This is a genomic window from Pseudanabaena minima str. Chao 2107 (genome assembly GCF_051131155.1).
Lineage (GTDB): Bacteria > Cyanobacteriota > Cyanobacteriia > Pseudanabaenales > Pseudanabaenaceae > Pseudanabaena > Pseudanabaena minima.
This window is the reverse complement of sequence record NZ_CP159508.1, coordinates 2160142-2181688: the sequence shown is the minus strand read 5'-3', so window position 1 is coordinate 2181688 and position 21547 is coordinate 2160142. Positions and strand designations below refer to the sequence as shown.

General features: G+C 41.7%; 21 protein-coding genes and 1 pseudogene. 12 read left to right on the top strand and 10 right to left on the bottom strand.

Annotated features, from left to right (window positions below):
- Positions 1 to 9 precede the first annotated feature (9 nt).
- Together ABM313_RS09750 and ABM313_RS09745 are read right to left on the bottom strand one after the other, a co-directional pair.
- Positions 10 to 1089 (bottom strand): hypothetical protein, encoded by a 1080-nt coding sequence (locus ABM313_RS09750; RefSeq protein ID WP_434687625.1) that lies wholly within the window; start codon positions 1087 to 1089, stop codon positions 10 to 12.
- A 231-nt stretch (positions 1090 to 1320) separates the two neighbouring features.
- Positions 1321 to 4695: a CHAT domain-containing protein gene (locus ABM313_RS09745; RefSeq protein ID WP_434687623.1), complete on the bottom strand. Its 3375-nt coding sequence runs from the start codon at positions 4693 to 4695 to the stop codon at positions 1321 to 1323.
- 413 nt (positions 4696 to 5108) lie between these two features.
- On the opposite strand from ABM313_RS09745, the gene ABM313_RS09740 reads away from it, so the two are divergent.
- From ABM313_RS09740 to ABM313_RS09725, 4 genes are all read left to right on the top strand, one after another.
- Positions 5109 to 5312, top strand: coding sequence for a DUF751 family protein (locus ABM313_RS09740; protein ID WP_434687621.1), 204 nt, complete (start codon positions 5109 to 5111; stop codon positions 5310 to 5312).
- A gap of 58 nt (positions 5313 to 5370) precedes the next feature.
- A complete protein-coding gene (locus ABM313_RS09735; RefSeq protein ID WP_434687620.1) occupies positions 5371 to 5673 on the top strand; it encodes a DUF6464 family protein in 303 nt (100 codons plus the stop codon).
- 208 nt (positions 5674 to 5881) lie between these two features.
- Positions 5882 to 6265, top strand: coding sequence for a 30S ribosome-binding factor RbfA (rbfA, locus tag ABM313_RS09730; protein WP_434687618.1), 384 nt, complete (start codon positions 5882 to 5884; stop codon positions 6263 to 6265).
- The gene (locus ABM313_RS09725; RefSeq protein ID WP_434687616.1) at positions 6258 to 6884 is read left to right on the top strand and encodes a MotA/TolQ/ExbB proton channel family protein; all 627 of its coding nucleotides are present in this window, start codon (positions 6258 to 6260) and stop codon (positions 6882 to 6884) included. The genes rbfA and ABM313_RS09725 overlap by 8 nt, the downstream gene beginning before the upstream one ends.
- Before the next feature lie 159 nt (positions 6885 to 7043).
- Here ABM313_RS09725 and ABM313_RS09720 read toward each other — a convergent pair whose 3' ends face one another.
- The 3 genes from ABM313_RS09720 to ABM313_RS09710 are packed head-to-tail and all read right to left on the bottom strand — an operon-like array spanning position 7044 to position 10003.
- A complete protein-coding gene (locus ABM313_RS09720) occupies positions 7044 to 8468 on the bottom strand; it encodes a carotenoid oxygenase family protein (protein ID WP_434687615.1) in 1425 nt (474 codons plus the stop codon).
- Positions 8469 to 8505: 37 nt separating this feature from the next.
- Positions 8506 to 8964 (bottom strand): cupin domain-containing protein, encoded by a 459-nt coding sequence (locus ABM313_RS09715; protein ID WP_434687613.1) that lies wholly within the window; start codon positions 8962 to 8964, stop codon positions 8506 to 8508.
- Between the two features lie 22 nt (positions 8965 to 8986).
- A complete protein-coding gene (locus ABM313_RS09710; RefSeq protein WP_434687611.1) occupies positions 8987 to 10003 on the bottom strand; it encodes an NAD-dependent epimerase/dehydratase family protein in 1017 nt (338 codons plus the stop codon).
- A gap of 175 nt (positions 10004 to 10178) precedes the next feature.
- Between ABM313_RS09710 and ABM313_RS09705 the strand changes: the two genes are divergently transcribed.
- From ABM313_RS09705 to ABM313_RS09695, 3 genes are all read left to right on the top strand, one after another.
- Positions 10179 to 10745, top strand: a complete 567-nt coding sequence (locus tag ABM313_RS09705; RefSeq protein ID WP_434687609.1) for a PadR family transcriptional regulator — start codon at positions 10179 to 10181, stop codon at positions 10743 to 10745.
- Between the two features lie 404 nt (positions 10746 to 11149).
- Positions 11150 to 11338: a PCP reductase family protein gene (locus ABM313_RS09700; RefSeq protein WP_281007483.1), complete on the top strand. Its 189-nt coding sequence runs from the start codon at positions 11150 to 11152 to the stop codon at positions 11336 to 11338.
- A 113-nt stretch (positions 11339 to 11451) separates the two neighbouring features.
- On the top strand, positions 11452 to 13146 hold the full coding sequence (locus ABM313_RS09695) for a GspE/PulE family protein (RefSeq protein ID WP_434687607.1): 1695 nt from the start codon (positions 11452 to 11454) through the stop codon (positions 13144 to 13146).
- 84 nt (positions 13147 to 13230) lie between these two features.
- Here the strand turns inward: ABM313_RS09695 and ABM313_RS09690 are convergent, their stop codons facing one another.
- On the bottom strand, positions 13231 to 13515 hold the full coding sequence (locus tag ABM313_RS09690; RefSeq protein ID WP_434687605.1) for a DUF427 domain-containing protein: 285 nt from the start codon (positions 13513 to 13515) through the stop codon (positions 13231 to 13233).
- Positions 13516 to 13662: 147 nt separating this feature from the next.
- Here ABM313_RS09690 and ABM313_RS09685 point away from each other — a divergent pair, with 147 nt between their 5' ends.
- The 5 genes from ABM313_RS09685 to ABM313_RS09665 all read left to right on the top strand — a co-directional run bounded on the left by ABM313_RS09685 (position 13663) and on the right by ABM313_RS09665 (position 19588).
- On the top strand, positions 13663 to 15804 hold the full coding sequence (locus ABM313_RS09685) for a sugar transferase (protein ID WP_434687603.1): 2142 nt from the start codon (positions 13663 to 13665) through the stop codon (positions 15802 to 15804).
- Between the two features lie 160 nt (positions 15805 to 15964).
- Positions 15965 to 17011: an anthranilate phosphoribosyltransferase gene (gene trpD, locus ABM313_RS09680; protein ID WP_434687601.1), complete on the top strand. Its 1047-nt coding sequence runs from the start codon at positions 15965 to 15967 to the stop codon at positions 17009 to 17011.
- Positions 17012 to 17138: 127 nt separating this feature from the next.
- Entirely contained in the window at positions 17139 to 17546 is a 408-nt protein-coding gene (locus tag ABM313_RS09675; protein WP_434687600.1) for a VOC family protein, read from the top strand.
- Positions 17547 to 17786: 240 nt separating this feature from the next.
- Positions 17787 to 18695 (top strand): M15 family metallopeptidase, encoded by a 909-nt coding sequence (locus ABM313_RS09670; protein ID WP_434687598.1) that lies wholly within the window; start codon positions 17787 to 17789, stop codon positions 18693 to 18695.
- Between the two features lie 182 nt (positions 18696 to 18877).
- Positions 18878 to 19588 (top strand): hypothetical protein, encoded by a 711-nt coding sequence (locus tag ABM313_RS09665; RefSeq protein ID WP_434687596.1) that lies wholly within the window; start codon positions 18878 to 18880, stop codon positions 19586 to 19588.
- A 15-nt stretch (positions 19589 to 19603) separates the two neighbouring features.
- Here the strand turns inward: ABM313_RS09665 and ABM313_RS09660 are convergent, their stop codons facing one another.
- The 4 genes and pseudogenes from ABM313_RS09660 to ABM313_RS09645 form a co-directional block, all read right to left on the bottom strand.
- Positions 19604 to 20173, bottom strand: a complete 570-nt coding sequence (locus ABM313_RS09660) for an IS630 family transposase (RefSeq protein WP_434683804.1) — start codon at positions 20171 to 20173, stop codon at positions 19604 to 19606.
- A gap of 2 nt (positions 20174 to 20175) precedes the next feature.
- Positions 20176 to 20676, bottom strand: coding sequence for a helix-turn-helix domain-containing protein (locus tag ABM313_RS09655; RefSeq protein WP_434683803.1), 501 nt, complete (start codon positions 20674 to 20676; stop codon positions 20176 to 20178).
- A gap of 224 nt (positions 20677 to 20900) precedes the next feature.
- Positions 20901 to 21164 (bottom strand): hypothetical protein, encoded by a 264-nt coding sequence (locus ABM313_RS09650; RefSeq protein ID WP_434687594.1) that lies wholly within the window; start codon positions 21162 to 21164, stop codon positions 20901 to 20903.
- Positions 21151 to 21418 (bottom strand): annotated as a pseudogene (locus ABM313_RS09645) (BrnT family toxin). The gene ABM313_RS09650 and the pseudogene ABM313_RS09645 overlap by 14 nt, the downstream one beginning before the upstream one ends.
- Positions 21419 to 21547 lie beyond the last annotated feature (129 nt).

Here is a 21547-nt window from a genome sequence, read left to right as displayed (position 1 = left end):
TGGCATCATTTATGTTACGGTGATTCCTTTGGCATTTTTGGCATTCAGTTTCGTAATTGCTTCATTATAGCTACGAGCAGTAATATTAAACTGCTTCCGAATTGTTGGTAGCCCGATCGCTTTAAGTTCTAAATCTGTAAATTTTATGATGCGATCATCACTGGATTTATTATCTAGACTGCCAGAAAATGATTCTAAACCTAGTTTTTGGTCAAATTTCGCAAATTTACTCTCGTCAACAACGATCGCTACCTCTTTCCCAATTTGATTGAGGCGCAGATCGAAACTGGCTAAGTTTTCTAAATCTTCTATTGCTTTCTTTTCTTCTGGAGAAAAATAAATGCGATCGCCATGCTTGCGGATATTCTCTTCAGCGATCGCATAGCGCTGACTAAACTCAACTAACTCTTGAGCTTTCTGATGTCTGGCGTTATACAGAGTCACCATTTGATTGTAACTATCAAATGGCATTATCCCCTTTACTGCACGTTTACGTGTTGGAAAAGCGATCGTAAATTTTATGCGATCTGGAATTTTACGCTTACATTGACGTGATTTTAATTTGTCTTGTTTAGCTGTGTAAAACTCTGTATAGAATTCAGTGCGATAGAGGATTTTATCTATTCTCAATCCAATATTGATACTATCTGGTCTATCAGTTACTTTGACGGTATAGGAATTAAATGCAATGCGATCGCCAATTGTATTTGTGGTGTCAAAACCAAACGAATGCCAACTGTGGGCAGCATTAGTTAGCCTAACCTGTTCATTTTTAACATTTATCTTTGCCTTGTGAATACTTTCAGCAATATGGAACTTTTTTCGCTCTTCTTGCGCTTCACTCGAATCGTCTGTTGTGCGCTGTAATATATAAATGGATGTAACCACACCTCCAACTGCTAGACTACCACCAAGGATATTGGGAATGCTTTGAGAATTGACTAATAAGGTAAATAGACCAATCCCAATTGCGATAATTGAACCAACTAAATAATTTGTCTTGGTACTTGAAGGGACGGTTTTTGCAAGCTTGGCATTATATTCGGGTATTCGCTTGAAAGAAAGTTCAACTGTATGAATATCCACCATGTTTACTCATGTATACCACCATGCAGGAATTTTACTATAGCAATGAAAGTTTTGCTTAGGACATTAAACCAAGAGATATAGCTATAGTCACCTGTATCAGGATAAATCAAAACCCAAATGCGGCGCGAAGCGCCGCATTTGGGTTTTATGTCCTAACAAACATGGCTACAGAGATAAATATCGGTGCTTCGCGCCGATATTTATCTCTTGGTTTGTAATACTCTTACATTGCTACAAACCATTGCTGATTAAAATGAATGCTGACCAGTAGTAGGGATGTGAGAAATCCTTAGAGCGAATTGTAGCAATTTGCGCTTGGCGTAAAGACTCAGCCTTAGAGCGATCGCCTTTTTTCACATCATTGTAAAATGCCTGCATTAAAGCTTGCGTACCCTCATCACTAACTTGCCAGAGAGAAGCGATCGCGGCTTTTGCGCCAGCCCTTTGCACCTGATAGCCAAAGCCCAAGACCTCGATGCCATTGCCTAACTTCCCAACACCTGTTTGACAAGCACTGAGAACGATCAAATCGACATTGCTCATTGGTAAATCCTTCATTTCACTGAGCAGGACTTTATCGCCATTGCCAAAAATTAGGAATGAATCTTCGGGCTTACCAGAGTTAAACTCGGCATGGGTCGCCAAATGGACAATATTTTTATTTTGCATCTGTGATTCAGTTGCTTTACGACTGAAATCATTGGCTACGAGCTTGGTTGTATTGGGCAGAGCCTCAGAAATAGATTGAACTTCGGTAACTGTGGCAGGTAGTCCAATCTGACCAAACTTGGTGGTGTTTTGTGCGCCGCCAAATGCCCCCGCAAAAATACGCATTGGCTTTGTTGGTTTTGGAGTGAAATCACTCAAACTATAGGAAACCAAATTATTGACACGATACTTCTCAACTAGCCATTTTTTACCATCATAGAGAGCCGCAATGGGGACATAGCGTAGTAGTCCATCAGGGGAATAGAGAATAGTATTCGTATTGGCGAGATCGGCTTCGATGGGCTTGATGAGAAGGTTATAGAGCTTGCTTGCAGGTTCAATTACATCTAGCGAGTCAGGATCGCGTAGCCCTATCTTAAAATCTACAACTAATTGAGTGATATCTGCTTCTTTAATCGCTACAGATCGATGAATCGGTGTTTTATTGGGGATAAATAGAATCAGTTCTAAGCGATCGCCTAAAATTAGAGGATATAGCAGTGCGTGACCTTGAGGCAGTTTTTGTAAGTATTCGGGAACCTGATTGAGTTCTGCTTGAGGAATTTTACTTAACTGTTGGGCAATTTTTTGATTGCCATCAATCAGAGGTTGCAAGGAATTTAGGGGCTGACTGGCAATCGCTTTAGTTTGCAATTCCTCTTCAGAAAACATGTACAATCCTTGAGCAGTGCGTTCATTCCCTTTCACATTTTGCAAATAGTCTTGTAACTCTTGTACTTTCAGCAAATCAAGAACTTGTAACGCCTCCATGACGCGCCCTTTTTGTAATAGTAAATCTGCCAAAGTTCGATAGTTTGCAGCAATTGTTTGCTGATAGGACTTTTGCTGCTCAATCTCTAGTACCCGTAATTCTTTACGGATTGCTTCGGTGACATTCACGGATTGTTTGTAAAAGGCGATCGCGAGTTCAGGATATTGACGTTGGACTAATAAGCCCAAGTTGCCGATGAGTTTACTTTCCTGATTGCGATTGCCGACTTTGCGAGCAAATTGGAGCGCAGTTTGAAAGGCGGTAAAGGCTTTATCGCTTTGATCTGACAATGCATAGACTAAACCAAGATTATAAAATGCATTACCTACACCTGCGAGATCACCGATCGCTCGATAGATCTCTAATGCTTGTTGGTGTGAAGCGATCGCTTTGTCAGGTTGTTTTAGTTCAAAATACAAAGCGCCAATCTGCGAAAGCATACCTGCTTCTGTGGTGCGATTACCTGATTGTTTAAAAAATTCTAGTAAACTCAGCGCTGAGTTTAATTGGCTTTGAGGATTCGATGAGTCAGGATTGTTGCTAAACATGGTAAGCAAAATTTGTCCCATCTGTTGCAGTTGTGGAGAGTTTTTGGTTAAGGAGGGCAGCAGCTTTAAGATTTCTGTAACTTTTGCGGTCTCCCCCAATTGCAGATAAACTCCTGCCAAATACATTGCCGCCACACCTTCGCCCAACTTATCGCCTAGGGATTGATAGAGAGATCGCGCTGCTTGTAAGGTGCTTATCGCCTTAGGATATTGGCTGAGTAAGGTATAGAGACTACCTTCATCAACGAGAATACTTGCCAGAGTCTGTTGATCGCTAGGTTTAGGATTGGGAACATTAGTCAAATCTTGATAAATTGTCTTTGCTTGACTGTAGAGAGTTAAGGCTTCACGATTCTGTCCCTGAGCAAGACGAATTTCTGCAATATTTTTTAAGTTGCGTGCTTCACCAGCGCGATCGCCTAAAGCTCGATAAACCTTCTCAGCTTGCAATAGGAACTCAATCGCTTTGGGATATTCATTAAGATTGCGATAGGATACTGCAACTGCATTTAACTGCTCAGCTTCGAGGGCGCGATCGCCAGCTTGTCGCGCTAGCTCAAGAGCCTTCAGGTTTAGCTGGACAACCTTTGTATAGTTTAAAGATAAGCTTAAAATATTTGCCTCTAGATTTAGGGCATTGGCTTGTCCTAAGAGGTTACCGAGAGACTGATAGGCGATCGCACTTTGTTGGGTGAACGCTAATGCTTTGTCTTTCTGACCGAGAAGCCCATAGACAGAGGCTAAAAAAAATAGGTTCTGAGCTTCAGCAGCTTGATTCTTTTCAGTCTGATTGATTGGGAGTGCTTTTTCTAAATATTCTAGAGCTTTTGGGAAATCAAATTTTTTAACGTGATAAATAGCGATCGCTGTAAGAGTTTTGCCTTCACGGTAGCGATCGACTACTTCTTTCCGAATTGCTAGGGAATTCTCCAGTATTTTTAACCCAGTAGCATATTCCTCCAAATTAAGATAGGCTCTGCCAGATTGATACTGATTTTCCCCTTCAGCTTTGCGATAGAGTTTCTTGTCTGAGTTAGTCGAGTTTTGCAAGCCCCTTTGCAAAATTAAGTTTGCTTCGAGTAAAGTGTTGAGTGCTTGTTTTTCCTGTCTTAAGCCAATCTGTACTGCTCCGATCCATGTCAGGCTAATTGCCTCTCCTAAGCGATCTCCTTGTTGACGATAAATATTCAAGACCTGTTGATATTGTGCCAAAGCATCCTGATACCGTCCCTGATCAAATAGGCGCTCAGCTTTTTGTAAGAGGACATCTGTTGATTTAGAGCTTGGTGCAGAAGTTGTCTTTGTGACAGGTTGAGCTACATATTCGATAGTTTTTTCTTTAGTGACGTTATTGCTCAAAGCATAGGAAGGATTTGTACTAAGTTCCGACCAAGCCAATGTCATTCCTAACAAGAATAAGATTGATAGGGGATTCGCTGTAAAATAAGGAACTGATTCTTGATCGCATGTTGAAGTTATGTTGTCAAGAATTAGTCTCTTTATTAGATTGCATCCTAGGCGATCGCGAATAGATTTTTTTTGTATAGATTGTTCTTGTAACGTAAATTTCTGCATCATAAATTTTCCAAAACTGGATCACCTATCGCGTTGTCATATAATTTAGCTGCTAAAGTCAGCAATATTTTAAAGGTTAAAATCAGGCGAAATTTTGCTTCGCCCGTCATAACTTCTCTAAGTTTAACAAATATTTATTTAGGAGTGCATAGCAAAAATTTATGGAAATATCTGATATTTCTGAGGTTATAGAAGATAACAATTTATGGGACTATCTGGTCTATTAAACTGGGATTATCATTCTGATGCTTTGACAAAATATTTGTCAGAAAACTCTACTCATAAGACTCATCAAGTCTCAACTATGCCTTATCCACAGGTAATGCCAAAACATAAAGTAGTGTAGCCACTTTGTGTTTTTAAAACCTCAAGGCTCTAATTGCCTTTTGCGCTAACGTATTAAACTAAATTAAACAATGAAAAACTTTATCCAAAATTTACTCCGTTATCCCAAATTCTTAGTTCTTATCATTGGCGGTGTTCTGTCGGTGGTGATTGCACCAATTATTCCATTACTCAAGAAGCCTGTTACTGCGATCGCGATGATTACTGCGATTGTTAGCGGATTTATTGGCGTATCTCTAGTATTAAGAGCTATGCTAGGACTAGACATCGCTTAGTAGATCTGCATCCAAATTCGATTCGATCCACAATTTCGCCACATGTTGAAATATCACCATGTTCAGCAATATGTTAGATATCGTCATTATCTTATTAGTGGGTGTAGCACCACCAATCCTGTCTCTCTGGATACTTCATCGTACCCAAGCTCACTATCGGCAAATAAATTCGGCTGTAAATGCAACTCCTATAACCCTAAATCTAAAAGCTTTACCGCCCGCTGATATGACCTGCATTGATGGGTTTGGTTATGTGATTGGCAAAGTTAGTTGTAAATACAATGCGCGATCGCTTTATATTCGCTGTGCGATCAATCCTAGTGGTCCATGTCAAGATTGTCGGCATTACGACAGCATATGATCAGAGGTTCTAAGCCCTCACCACTAGCCTTTACCATGAGGCTACCCTGTACACTCAAGTACCAAACCCCCCTTTAATTCCCCCTTGCAAAGGGGGAAGACTAGAGATTTCGTTCCCCCCCCCTTTGCAAGGGGAGGGCTAGGGAGGGGTAGAGGACAACAAAGTCAAAAATTAAAGTTTAAAAGTTTACTGTGATAAGTACAAATCTATGGCTACTACAAGACGAGTTGCGCGTGTTGCTGAATTAATTAAGCGAGAAGTCAGCAATATGTTGCTTAAAGATATTAAAGACGATCGCGTAGGTATGGGCATGGTCAGTGTCACTGATGCTGAACTATCAGGCGACCTCCAACATGTGAAAATTTTTGTCAGTATTTACGGTACTGAAGAAGCAAGACAACAAACTATGGAAGCCTTAGCCTCAGCTACAGGATTCATTAAACGTGAAGTTGGTCAGAGACTAGCCTTACGCCGTGTTCCTGAAGTTGTCTTCCATGAAGATCGCTCCTTTGAGCGTGGTGTAAAGGTTCTGTCACTAATCAATCAACTCAGCCGAGAACGCGAAGAAAAGGAGTCTAATCTAAGTGATTGAGTTGATCAAGGCGGGTGGACCAGTCATGTACCCACTCATGGCACTATCAGTGTTTGCTTTGGCTGGGATCATGGAGCGTCTTATTTTTTGGTTCGACATCATTAAGCAAGAACAAAAAACTGCCGAGAATATTTTGGCGATCGCCCGTCAAGATTTAAAACTCGCCTCAGTGGCGGCTCAGCAGTCCTTAAAAGTCCCTGTAGCAAGGTTTCTATATGCTCCTCTAGCCTTAGAAGATCCTGAACCTGAGCTTTTCCGCCTTGCTCTTGAAAGTACGGCTGATGAAGAACTGTCAGGAATGCTCAAGGGTGAAAAATTACTAGAAGCGGTAATTACCCTCGCCCCTCTACTGGGACTGTTAGGAACTGTAACAGGGCTGATTGGTTCCTTTGGTTCTCTCAAAATTGGTGATGTTGCGGCTAATGCAAAGTCGGGATCACTCACCGAGGGTATTGCGGAAGCTCTAATTACGACTGCGACAGGGCTGGTTATTGCCATTTTTGCTTCGGCATTTCACCGTTTATTTTTGGCACTTCAAGATCAGCAAAGCAAGCTATTTATGAAGTTTGGCAATCAGTTAGAGCTGATCTATCGTCAAAATTGGCAACGCCGTGCGTAAACCACTAAGCCCAAAAATGAGGTGCAAAGCACCTCATTTTTTTGCTATGGGACTTGACGAGAAAAAATATACCACCGAGTTTGTATGGCTTCGACTTCGCTCAGCCAACGTTGGCTGAGCGAAGTCGAAGCCGTAGGTACTTTAATTAATCGCAAGTCCCTATGCTCGCCAAGTACCGTGAAAGCCCATTGGCACAATACTTGGCAGAGCTAAACGACAAATCGGTTCGGAATCTAGGCGATCGCTGTCAAAAATCCAGACTTCTGAATATTGACGATCGCCATCAAACACGACTGTAATTACATAACCGCGATCAGGATTAGTGGCATCAGGGGCAAATAATGGTTCCATCCCATAGCGATTTGCACCAAGATCAGCTTCGGTGAGAGTATGGGTTTTGTAATCGTAACGAGCGATCGTACCGAATATCTCTTGATTAATTACGGCATCAGGGCGATGAATTGAAAGGTAGGTGTAGCGAGAGTTTTGACCAACTTCCGCAGGAGCCACACTAGGAAACTCAGAACCGCGATCTAACAATTGCGAAGCTTCGAGAAATTCACCTGTTTTCGGATCTAGTCGCATTTGCCAGAGAGTGCCTTCGGCTTTAGTTTTAGTTTGTCCTGACGCAACTTCTTTGAGAAATTGATTGGTGGTGAAATCGGGATAGCGGATTAAATCGAAGACTACATTGCCAAAGCGATCGCTATAACCATTCCCAAAATGCCACTGATACCAAGGCTCAGCAACATTGCGACTGATCAATTCTAGGTTGTGGCGGTTGAACACTAAGATTTCGGTACCTTCTTGAGGTTTCCATTGCAATGACTCGCTGTAACTCTGTAAATTTAGCAACACAGGAAATGGATTCATCCGCAAAGGTGGTACGCAAAAGATTAGGAAATCTCCAGCCAGCACAAAGTCATGAATCATTGGTAGACCTTGCAAAGTAGCCTGATTCTTTTTAATCAGCTTACCTGCGCGATCGCTTCGGTAAATATGTAACGTTGCATTCTTGCCATAGGAAATTCCAAAATTGAAAATCTCACCTGTCAGAGGATCACGCTTAGGATGAGCCGAATATGGCAAACGATTTTCCAATCCTTCAAGATTTTCTAAACCATAGGTTTCGAGAGTCTCCAAATCTAAAGCATGGGGTAAACCACCTTCCCAAAGTGCAAGCAGCTTGTCAGGTAATGCCAAAACAGAAGTGTTCGCCACATTCTTAGACGACTTACCAAAACGCTGTAGCCATGAGCCAGTGGCAACCATGCCATAATTGCCATAAATTAATTTATTGGCGCGTTCTTCTTCTAAATATCCTTCAGTTTGCACATAGCGATAGGTAGCGCGAGCTTGTCCTTCTGCAAAATGTACAGCAAGAATTGCGCCATCACCATCAAACCAATGTCCCACTTTTAATCCATCACGTTCTAATCTTGCGGGGCCATTGCGATAAAGAGAACCTTTGAGAGATTCAGGAATCTTGCCAGAAATAGTTGAGAGTTGGGTGAGGGGGAATTCTGTCGCTGGTTTTGCGATCGCCTTTGCCCAAGAGGCTTGTCTTTGCGTAGTTGTAGTCATGATATTCTCCGTAGAAGTAATGTTTTTTATGTTGAGATTAGTAGGGTGTTCCGTCTTTATGGGTAAATTGCCAGCCTTGATCTAAAGCGATCGCAATCAGATCATCATCGGGATAGGTTGCGGAATCATGAGGAGTGCGATCGCCTATTTCTAGATAAGTAGCAACTTCATCAGTGTGATTGTAGAGACAATGTCCATCAGCTTCACCTGCAGGAAATCCCGCCGCTTGTCCAGTTTGCAAAATTGATTCTCCTGCATCAGTAATCAGGGTTAACTCTCCCGATAGGACATAGATAAACTCATCTTGTTTTGTGTGCCAGTGACGCAGAGCAGAATGGGACTTTGGTGAAAGTGTAGTCAGATTCACGCCAAAGTTTTTCAGACCTGCGGCTTCACCTAAGCGCTTTTTTTCTCGTCCTGCAACTACTGGCTTGAAGCGATCTGGATAGTTACTTCCTTTACGGCTGGGTACTTGGCTAGGATCAATTATGGTCATAGATTTGTGGCTAGAATTTGCTTTAAATCATTGTGGCAATCTTCTGAGCGGATTGGGAAGCTTTGCTTTTCACTTGTTCCTGTTCTGCTTGCGATAGATATTGCCGATACCATGCAATTGTATTGCGAATTGCTTCACGATGCGATGTGGCAATATTGCCAAAAGTCTTGACAAACTTAGAACTATCAACAACGAAAGGATTCTCAAACTGATACATCATCTCAACTGATTCAGCAGCTTCAGGAATAAAAACACCACCGATTTGCATCATCAATTTACCCATGCCATTCATTTTGGCTGGTAGTTCTAATTCCTCAAAGAGAATATTTAACATTTCCCTTGTGGAAACAGTTGGTGCATTAGGCACATGCCAGACTTGCCCGATCGCTTCCTCTCGCTCTCCCAAAACAATCATTGCCTTGGCGAAATCCTTAATATAGGTATAGGTGTGTGGCAAATCTAAGTTCCCGATCGCTTCGGCTGTTTTGCCTTGGATTGCAGGAATAAACACGCGATCTCCAAATACAGAATTGAGAACGCCTTCACCATAGAAATCAGAGGATCTGGCGATCGCTACTTTGGCTTTACCTTCGCGATCAGCCGACATCAAAGTTTCTGCAAGGGCTGCCCGCATTTTGCCCTTTTTGGTATGCGCTGCATAGGGAAAATCTTCACGCATTGGTTCTTTGACCTTGCCGTAGCCATAGAGACTATCGCCATAGATCAACTTCGCGCCGCTAGCGATCGCCCCAGCGAGAATACCTTGCTGCAATGGGGGGAATTCCTGAACCCAAGCTTTGAAGTTATACCTTGGTCCCGCACAGTGATAAATCACCGTAGCTCCTTGGCAAACTCTCTGTGTAAAGCGTGGATCGGTTGCATCGCCGATCTCTAGCACTATTCCTTGAGGCAGATGTACTTGATTATGGCGATTGACCATGCGCACTTTTTTACCCTTGGCGATCAGTTGATAGGCGATCGCTATGCCCAATGCACCTGTACCAAAAATAACGTGAAGTCCATCTTGAGAAGCTTCCATGTTTTGAGTCTCCTACAGCAAGTTGAGAGGTGGGATAAAAGAGAGATCTTAGAAACCAACAATCTTATATTCAACTAAGTTACTATGCACTTAATTGAATATGCTAGATAATGTATACTCAACTAAGTGCATATGTCAACCCTATTTCTAATTTACTTTCCCAACTTTCAAAAATATGTCTCTTGCTTACGCTCTCTTGGTTTCCCTAATTCATGCGCCAAAAAGTGGTTATGACCTCGCCAAACAATTTGATGGATCGGTGGGATTTTTCTGGCAAGCCACGCACCAACAGATTTATCGGGAGTTAACCAAACTAGAGCAGCAAAATTTGATTTCTGCCGAAGCGATCGCCCAAGAAGGAAGACCAGACAAAAAAATCTTCTCAGTAACCGAACTAGGCTTGTCGCACTTAAAAACATGGCTACTGCAATCCAATGATGCTGCATTGGTCAAGGATGAATTTTTGCTTAAAATTTATGCAGGGTATTTAATCCCTGAACAGGCGATCGTCCAAAAAATCCAAGATCATCGCCAACTACATCAGCAACAACTAGAAATTTATCAAGCGATCGAGCGCAACTTTTTTAGTCATCCTGAAAAGTGCAATATTGAATCTCGCTTTGCTTACTTAACTTTGCGGCGGGGGATTAATTTTGAAAAGGGCTGGCTTGATTGGTGTGATGAAGCGTTATCAATCTTAGTAACTTGGCAGGCTCAAAACTATAGCAAGTCACATAGTTGATTTGGGTAGTATCTATAGCTGCCGTCGATTGTTTTAGGACAAAAGCAAAACCCAAGAAGAGAATGGCGGCACGAAGCGCCGCCATTCTCTTCTTGGGTTTTATGTCCTCATACACTTGGCGACAGCTATAAGTATTTTGCTGTGGGTTGGTTGCGAGAAGATTTTATTGCTCCATAATTCTGTTAAAAAAGAAATGTAGCCCGAAATGATGCATCTCTTTTTGGGGTATTGCTAGGTTAAAATTTGTAAACCGCTAAGTATAGTTATCGCCACTTGTATTAGCAAAATCAAAATCTGAGAAGCAAGTGAAAGTACTTCGCACCTCCACTCGTCTGCTAGGTTTGTGTCTTAGCAAGACTGGCGACAGCTACAAAATTATAAATACAGATAAAACCTAAAAATCAATGAGCGAAAAGATTGTATGGACTGCCGAAGCCGAAGCAAAGCTTAAAGATATTCCTTTTTTTGTGCGTCCTTTTGCCCGTAAAAAGATTGAAAAATATGCTCAAGATAATAGTTTCTCGCCAATTACAGTCGAGATTTACGATCAAGCTAAGAAAATGTTCAATAAAAAATACGACCAAATGAATTAAAAAAACAACCCAGTAATGGTTTGAAGATCACAAAATGGCGCTGCCATTTTGTGATTAGGGCAAAGCCCTTATTATTAAAATAGGGAAAGGTTCTAACACAGAGCTTATAAAATATGAGTCAAACATCTGAGCAGTCAGTAGGGGAATCAGTCTGGAAAAGACTGCGTCATGGCAACATTGCAACCTGCGAAGAAGCATTACAATTTCTAGTAAATATTGAAGGAAATGTGAATTTGGATTGGCTTGACCAAGATCTAACTCACCGTTTCTTTCGAGTATTTGAAGACCGTAGTATATTGCAGCCTGTAATTCCATTATTACTATGGCGCAATTGCTTTTATGTTGGTAGCCCAAAAACTCTAGACAATGACCAAATCAAGCTGATCAGCGATCGCACTTTGACCGATATCAAAGTGATTAAGATTACTGCCGATAGCTATCGCAAATGGTTTCGTCATCAAAATATTCCTAATCCTAATCAGATTCATTCTGCACAGGCGATTAATCCACTCACAGGGGAAGCTGAGCAGGTCGATATTGGCGAAGTTACCGATTTGTATCTGTCTCAAGCAGTAGATCAGACCCGTCGCATTAATGCCTTGATCTCGATCGCTTTGCAGCATCGGGCAAGTGACATTCACCTAGAGCCAACTCCTACAGGACTTAGAGTACGCTATCGCATTGATGGCATTTTGCGTGATATCAAAACATTACCGCTTGAAATCAGCCGCAAAATAATTGTCGCCTTGAAGGTTATGTCGGATATGGATATCGCCGATAGTCGTCGCCCTCAAGACGGACGCATTGGCAAAGAATACACCAGTGATGAGAGTCTGCACCTCAATCTTGATATGCGGGTGAGTACTTTACCCTGTGTATGTGGCGAAAAAGCAGTAATTCGATTGTTGCCCCGTGATAATCCTTTTTCTAATCATCTGGAATGTTTAGGATTTAGCGATCGCACCCTCAAAATTTATGACAGTTGGTTGCGGCAACCCCAAGGACTAATCATCATGACTGGTCCTACGGGCTCAGGCAAAACTAGTACTCTTTACACCAGCTTGCAAGCGATCGCCCAAGAACATGTCAACGTAATCACCGTTGAAGATCCCGTTGAATATATTTTGCCAAATATTACTCAAACTCAAGTTTGTGAACCCGCAGGTATGACCTTTGCCGCAGGATTGCGGGCTATTTTACGCCAAGATCCTGATATTGTGATGGTGGGTGAAGTCCGTGATCCTGAAACTGCGGAAACTGTAGTGCGGGCTGCGCTCACAGGACACTTAGTTTTATCCACCATGCATACGAATGATGCGGCTAGCGCTATCCCACGCCTCAAAGATTTAGGCCCAGATCCAGGATTGATTAGTGATGCTTTATTGGGTGTGGTCGCTCAGCGTCTAATTCGCAAAAACTGTCCGCATTGTTCAGCACCCCATCATCCTACCTTGGCGGAACTACAATCCCTAAGACTGGATCGTGAAGATATTGATCCCAGTCATTGGCGCAAAGGCAAAGGTTGTGAGAAATGCTTTTTCACTGGCTATATTGGGCGAGAAGCTGTTGTTGAATTGATCGATATTGATGATGCTTTTCGGCAAATGATTTATGAAGGGACAATCACCCAAATGAATCGTTATCTTAATGAGACTGATTTTAATTCATTCCGACTTGCCGCGATCGACAAACTAAATGCTGGTATAACCACAACTGAAGAAGTTTTGCGGGTGTTGCCACGTAGCGCTATATATCGAGTCAATTCACCTACGGCTCGCCAAGCTCACATCAAGGCTATTAACTCATAAAAAATAAAGAAAAGACATCTGCGATCTGCGAGTATATCTTCTAAACAAATAAAGATATCTGTGCTGATCGCGGATGTCTTCTAACTAAGACTGGACTTTTACCCCACGCCAAAATGCTACATGACCCTTAATTTGCTTAGCCGCATCCTTTGGCTCAGGGTAGTACCATGCCGCATCCTTGTTGGTTTCGCCATTAACTTCGATGCTGTAATAACTTGCCACACCTTTCCAACCGCAAGTTGTATGGGTATTACTAGGTTTAAAATATTCCATATTCAGCGAATCCGCAGGGAAATACTGATTACCCTCAACCACTTCACAGCGATCGCTTTCTGCAAGAACAACACCATTCCAAATAGCTTTTGACATAAACTTGAGGCTTTTACAATTATTTTATTTGTTATTGTAATGTTTGATAGACTCAGCTAGTCAACTTTAGCGTTACTATAATTCTCTAGGTATAGAATACTAGAAATGCTGAAAATTGTTTAGTTTTGATGTAGTAAGGCTTGAGACATGCTTTTAATCACAGTTGGGACAGAACAATATCAATTTAACGCTCTAATGCATTGGATAGAATTGTTGATTAAGTACCAACTAATTAACGAAGATGTATTAGTACAATATGGGGCTTCAACGCATTTACCTGATGGGTCTAAAGCTTATCGAAATTTTTCTGAGCAAGAATTTTTAAACTTTGTGGATAGCGCTAATTTAATCATTAGCCATTGTGATGAAGATATTGCCCAACTTTTAGAAGATAAAGACACCCCTTATGTCCTTGTACCTCGCTTACATCGGTTTAGAGAATTTATTGACAATCATCAAATGGAAGTTGCTGATGACTTTGAGCGTCGAGGCATTCCGATCGCTAGATCCCCAGGAGATCTAGTCAAATTTATTAAATTACGACAGACATCTTCAGTAAGCCCTAAAGTATCTGAGGCTCAATTATGTGAATATTTAAAAGATCGATATAAATCTCAAAAAAAGTTGATGCTGGTTTGTGCCGCGGGAGGATACTTTCGCTATATGCAAAGCTTCCAAAGTTTTTGGGAAACCTATAGCGATCGTCTATGGATATCAGTGCGGACTAGCATTACTGAGCGTGAAATACAAGATAGTCATCGCTATTGGGGCTATGTTCCCGTAAAAGATAACTTACTAAATATTATTCGTAATTTAGTCTTAGCTTTTAGAGCTGTACCTCGCTATAAGCCAGATCTAGTTGTTTCTACAGGTTCAGGGTTTTCTCTTCCCTATTTATTAATTGCTAAGTTATTTTGTGGCAGTAAAGTTGTTTTTATAGAATCGAAAACGCGCTTTCAAAAAATCGGCTTGCCAGCGTGGGTACTCATGAAATTAAGAGTGCTTGACCTAATTGTGGTGAGAAGTAAAGCGATCGCTAATTTATATCCTGAAGCCGTCTATATTCCTGTTAGTGATAATCTTGGTGATAGCACCAAGCAAAATAGAGATTATAAACAAGCTTCAATAGTTACCTTTGATGAAGTCGCATTTATATTTAGTCCTGAACGGTTAGTGTTTTCCACTGCCAGAGAATTTTTGCTTGATTTTCAATCTATTTGTAATATCGATGAATCCTATAAAAAGATTGTGATCGATATGAGTCACACCACAGTTATGGATAGCGCAGGGCTAGGAGCTTTAACCAATTGCCTGCGAATGGCTACAGCTAACAAGACTCAGTTAACCTTATGGAGTGTTAGTGACGCTGTGAGTGCTTTGATTGGACTATCTTCAATCAGTAATTTATTTATAACTGAGCCAACTAGCAATACTTTTAGATTTTCTAATTCAATCCAAAGAACCAAAGTCAGCAATATTACGATGTTTGGTTTATTGCTATTTCGGACTCAGCGACTACTTAAAAAAATTCCTGTACTCAGAATTTTCTATCCTGTTCTAAAGTTTCTTTTCCCCTTTATTGACATCGATCCTAGTGTGCCTGTGCATCCTTCAGTACGTAACCCAATCAAAAGAATAATCGATATAATTGGTTCTTTAATTGGTCTCAGTTTTACTGCTGTTCTATTTATCCCGATCGCGCTTGCGATTACATTAGAGAGCAAAGGTAATGTTTTATTTGGACAAATTCGTTGTGGTCTGTTGAGTAAGCCTTTCAAAATTTGGAAGTTTCGATCAATGGTAAAGAATGCTGAGCAACTTCAAATCAAAGTTGAGAATCAGGTTGAGGCAAGCTCAAATGTTACTGTTGTCGGTGGGGATGATACGACCGTAAGTGGCAAGTTTTTTAAGAATGCTGATGATCCGCGTGTAACTAGAGTTGGTAAATTCTTAAGAAAAACTAGTCTAGATGAATTTCCACAATTTTGGAATGTCTTAATTGGAGATATGAGCTTAGTGGGAACTCGTCCTCCTACTTTTAATGAGATTAACTCCTATGAATTGGAAGTTGAGTATCATGATGAGCGCTATACAGAATGGAATCGTCTAGATGTTAAACCAGGAATTACTGGTGTGTGGCAAGTAAATGGTCGCTCTAATGTGAGAACTTTTGCTGAAGTGGTTAACTATGATATTGAGTATCGTAAAAATTGGAGTATTTGGTACGATCTCAAACTGATTGTGCAAACTTTTATCGTTCTGTTTGATAAAAAGAATAAGGCTGTGTAATCAACAAAAAACTCATGTGTTTGAAATTAAGGGAGCTACAATATTTTTGTTAAAAGTGTTGCTTTGCAACACTTTTAACAAAAATATTGTGGCTCTTATCTCAGCGTAAAGCGCTAAAGCATTGTATCCTTTTAAGCAATAGTTATATATAGAAGGGATTATGGAACAGAATTGGTCACAACTGCTAAAGCAGCTTATGGATAGACAAACCCTAGTAAGCGAACAGGCTACAGCATTGATGCAGGGTTGGCTAGAAGGAGCGATCGCCCCAGAGCTATCGGGGGCAATTTTGACGGCTCTGCAATTTAAGGGGATTGAGGCTTCTGAATTAGCTGCTATGGCAAATGTGCTGCAATCTCAAAGTGAAGGTCAAAAATTTAAAGAACAATTTGGTCATATTGTCGATCGCACTAAACCTTTGATTGATACTTGTGGGACTGGAGGTGATGGTGCATCGACGTTTAATATTTCTACTTCTGTTGCATTTGTTGTTGCCTCGGCAGGAATTCCTGTAGCGAAGCATGGAAATCGGGCGGTTTCGAGTCGCTCTGGCTCGGCAGATGTTTTGGAAGCGATCGGGATTCATCTTGGTACATCCACAGAAAAAATTTACGAAGCTTTACCTGCGGTGGGGATTACCTTCCTATTTGCTCCAAGTTGGCATCCTGCGATGAAAGCGGTTGGTGCAATTCGTCGTAGTTTAGGAGTTCGGACTGTATTTAACTTGATTGGACCACTGGTCAATCCACTTCATCCTACGGCTCAAGTTTTAGGAGTTTATAATAAGCAACTAACGCATACCGTTGCGGAAGCTTTGCGTTTACTCGATCGCCAACAAGCTGTGGTTCTCCATAGTCGAGAAGGGATGGATGAAGCAGGTTTAGGAGATCTGACAGACATCTCGTTTTTGTGTGATGGCGTGGTGACGGAAGAAGCGATCTCTCCTCAAGAGTTAGGTTTAACTCCTGCTCCAATCGAAAGACTAAAGGGTGGTAATGTTCAGGAAAATGCCGAGATTTTACGGGCAGTTTTGCAAGGTAAAGGAAGCCAAGCTCAAACTGATTGTGTTGCCCTTAATAGTGGCTTAGCTCTAAGAATTGGTGGCGCGGCAAGTACTTGGGCAGAAGGTGTCAGTCTTGCTTCCGAAATTCTCAAAAGTGGTGCAGCATGGTCAAAAGCTGAGTCATTAGTCGCTTTCTTAAAATAAATAATTTAAGAGGTGGCGCGAAGCGCCACCTCTTAAATTATTTAAAAAAGTGACGGTGCTTTGCGCTACTACTTACGCTCTTAAAAAAGTGGCGGCGCAAAGCGCCGCCACTTATGCTCTTAAATTTATGGAAATAGATTACATTGCCCTATTTGTGTCAGATGTGGCGCGATCGCTGATTTTTTATCGTGATATTTTGGGATTTCGCTTTGACAAACCAGCCAAACCTGACGGCGTGGAGGGATACAGCGGCAATCTAAAAATTGGCATTTATGATCGCAGTTGGTTGCCAAAATTATTTGGTGATCGCGGCAAGCAAATAATTAGTGGTAATCCATTTTTGCTATCGATGACCGTTGCTGATCTCGATCAGGTTTATCAGCAAATATGCGATCGGCAACTTAGCATTCAAGAAAGTAAGCTATTAGATATCATCTCACCACCTGAAGTTATGCCTTGGGGACAAAGAATTTTATTTTTAAGCGATCCTGATGGCAATATTCTCGAAATTGTCCAAGCAAACCCGAACCAATAAATTTTCTAAAACTGTTGCTTTGCAACAGTTTTAGAAAATTTATTGGTTCGGATAGCTGCAAGCATAGATATACAGCAAAGCAAAAGTTAACTAAAAACAAGAAGCGAGTGGCGGCGCGAAGCGCCGCCACTCGCTTCTTGTTTTTGGGCCTAAGCAAAACTTGCTTTGCTATATCTTTGGTATTTTGGAAAAGAGAGTATATATTTGACCTTGGTTAAAACTTCAAACGTTTGTATACCTATGCCTACCCAAAACGATATCCCCGTTGCTCAAAGAGTCAGCGATCCTAACCGATCGCCCCAAAAGCAACCTGAAAAAGTTAATTCAATTTCGCGATCGCTACAGGCAGTTCCTTGGTGGGCATATGGTTTAGCATTCCTAGCTTTTTTATCACCCATTGTCAGCACCCGCATCTGGTTCGCCCTGAACGCTAACGCTATCAATCAACCCAAAGAAATTACTACACCTGTTGAAAGTTCACCACCTACATCAGTGTCAGTACAACCATCTGTGAGTCACACCGTTGCACCATTTATAAGCACAACTCCTACAGCTAAAGCCAATGGCGAAAATCCAGAGGTCATCGCTAAAGATACCGACAGTCCACCAGACTTATTTGGTCATCATGCTTTTAGTGAGGCTCCTGCAAATAAATTACGGACTATTGGTAGAGCAGGAGATGGTTATGAAATTCGTCTCCATGAAGCAGCCGCAAAAAGTTATCTGAAAATGGAGGCTGATGCCAAGGCTGATGGGATCGATTTTGTTGTGATTTCAGGCTTTCGAACGATCGCAGAGCAGCAAGAACTTTTTTTTGATATCAGTAAACAACGTAATCAAACTCCAGCCCAACGCGCCAAGGTTAGCGCTCCTCCAGGACATAGTGAACATCACACAGGCTATGCTTTAGATATCGGTGATGCAGCCGTTCCAAGTGCCAATCTATCTACTAATTTTGAGAAAACTGCTGCCTTTCAATGGCTACAAAGTAATGCAGCCAAGTATGGATTTGAGATGTCTTTTCCGCCTAATAACCCACAGGGTGTAATGTATGAGCCTTGGCATTGGCGGTTTGTGGGTGATGATGATAGTCTCGCAACTTTCTACAAGAAATCCAATCGCAGTAGTTCATTTATTAAAAAGCCATAATGTTTATGTGGGGCGGCAAAGCCGCCCCACATAAACTTAAGCCATAATTTTCTTGTGGAGAGAGGCTTTGCCGCCACCATAAAAACTTAAGCCATAATTTTCTTGTGGAGAGAGGCTTTGTCTCCCTCACCAACTTCATAGTGCAGCACATCCCAAACTTGGGTTTACTTTTGAACTTTGCCATGAATGTTAATGCTACAGATTTACTGGCGATCGCCATATTTACAATTACGATGATGTCTTTGGTGGGGACGATGGCGGGCTTGTCACCAATCGTTCCTAGTGCGATCGCCATTACTTTACTCAGCATCTGGGGGCTGGACATTGGCTTTTGGCAAGGGAAATTTGGAGCCTATGCTCAAGCGTGGCTGAGGGCGCGATCGCCTAAATACCGCGAGCGAGTTTCCTATCACGAAGCAGGACATTTTCTAGTGGCGCATGTATTGGGGTTTAAAGTTGTCAAATATGCGATCGCGGGTATTGTTGGGCGATCGTTAGGTGAGATCTTAGCTGATGAGAACTTTACGGGTATTGAAGGTGGTGTAGAAATTGAGACTACTGATGTGAGTAGTTCTGGCAACTTATCGACTAATTTATCAGCGAATTTACTTGATCGTTACAGTACCGTCTATATGGCAGGTATTGCGGCTGAACAACTGATGTGTGAAGGTGAAACTGAAGGTGGTATTGATGATATGCAACGCTTACGCCAAGCTATTTCTCATTTACCCAATCCGATGACTCAAGAGCGTTGGGCGTTACTAAATGCTCGTAATTTATTAAGCGATCGGCGTTCAGTATTAATTAAGCTTGGCGAGAAAATGCTCAGTGGTGCAACCGTCGAAGATTGCTGCCAAACCATTGATCAAGAACTATCTATACACAAGAAGTAAGAGCGTCATACCAAATCACAAAAGAGAGGCAACAGATAGAGCATCCAGTATGGAATCTCTACCGACAAGAGAAGCAATTACAGATTTAGTCATTTCGGAGAGACGATTCTTGACCAAAAGCCGCAACTCATCCATATTTTTGGGTAAAGAAAATCTCAACCCTTGCTTCAAATGTAGCCAAACCCGCTCAATTGGGTTTAATTCTGGAGAATGAGCAGGCTGAAATATCAAAATGATATTGTGAGGTAATCGTAAACGCTTAGCCCGATGACAACCAGCCTGATCAACTTGCAAGATAATTATGCTGTCTGCAAATTTCTCTGATACAAGGTCTAGAAATATTTGAAAACAGTCAGTGTTGAGATGACTAAATTCATAGAAAAAGCTTTCTCCCGTCGCAGGTTCGACGATGCCGTATAACCATGTAGCCTGAAACTGCCACTGGACTTTTGCCTTGGGTTTGACCCCACGAGCCGTTATTTTACGACCACTGATGGTTTTCAAACCAATCCTTGTTTCGTCTTGACAAAAGAATCGGACTTTTCCCGTTAATCCCAACACGGTCACGGCATACCATGCCACCATGGCTAGGTTATCCGAGAGTTTTTTTTATATTCCTCGCGTTGCCCTTGGTTTTGACTGGCGCTATAGGGACGGGCTACCTTTGGTTTTGCCTTCATTCGGTAATGCACCAAGTCATGCACATTTTTATAGGTACTTTCGATTCCTAGTTTTTCCTGTAGCCATTGTCGTATCTCTCCGTAGCTATTAAATCCTTTTTCCTGTTGCAGTTGTTTGTCCAGTGCTTTTTGCGCCCAATCTGGGATTTTGGGTATTCTGCCTACTCTTGGTTTATGGCTTAGTATTCCTGCTATTCCTCCCTCTCGATATCCTCTGATCCACTCTTGCACTGTGCTACGGTTTCTCCCGATTAGTTGAGCGGCGGCTTGCACTGTGCCAGCTTGCTTGCTTTTCAGTAAGTACAATACTTGCACTCGTTCTTTATCTGAGCCTGTTTTCTGCCGCCCTAGCATCTCTTTTAGCTCTTCTTCGCTTTCACTTATTTCTAATCTATATACCCCTGCCATTTTGTTATCCTCTTTCTCCTTTTTCTCTTATATCATCTGTTGCCTCTTCTTTGTGTTTTGGTATCACTTTGTGGCGCTCTTACTTCTTAACATTTTTTGCTATTTGTGGCGTGCTTTGCACGCCGCAAATGGCAGTATCGAACTCGCGTTAATTTTAACGGACATATCGGGTTTCGGTATAAAGGTCTAGTTGAGACGTTTCAGTTAACTTTAGGTTTTAAAGATTACTTTTGAGAGGTCGGCTCCAACGCAGTGTTAGGCTGTGCCGTGGGGATAGGTAGCTGATTTTGCCGCGTCACTTTGATCAAAAATCTTAGGGCTTCATTAACTGCATCTGCACTAGAGAATATTTCTGCCACATCAGGGTCTAAACGTACCATTGCAGTGCCAAAACTCTTTCGCCCTGAGCCTAGTCTCCTCACACGCAAACTTTTTAGATCATATTCATCTAGAAGGTCGTCTTCCATTTCTAATTCAGCCTTCTTCATATGCTTCACGCTCCGATTTTGTGACTTCTCTTGCACTGATAATGCGAATTGAATTTCTTCTCTCAGTATACGAAACAATCAGCAAACGTCCTCGATTGGACTGACCAACAATAAGGTATCGAGCTTCTTTGTCCGAATGGTGTGAATCGTAGAAGTCAACGTAAAGGGGATCATCGAAGACGGTTTTCGCCTCATCGAAGGAAACTCCATGCAAGATTTTTGGCTGCTTTATTTTTGTCCCACTCAAATTTCATTTAGCTGTTGTAGCAAGTTGTGCTGTGATCCTATTCCAAAAATTAGTCTTAACAACTTATCCCGTTTAGGATACTGTAGGGTATGGTAGCGTCAGCGTAACACACGAATTTTGAATATTAGATAAGGTG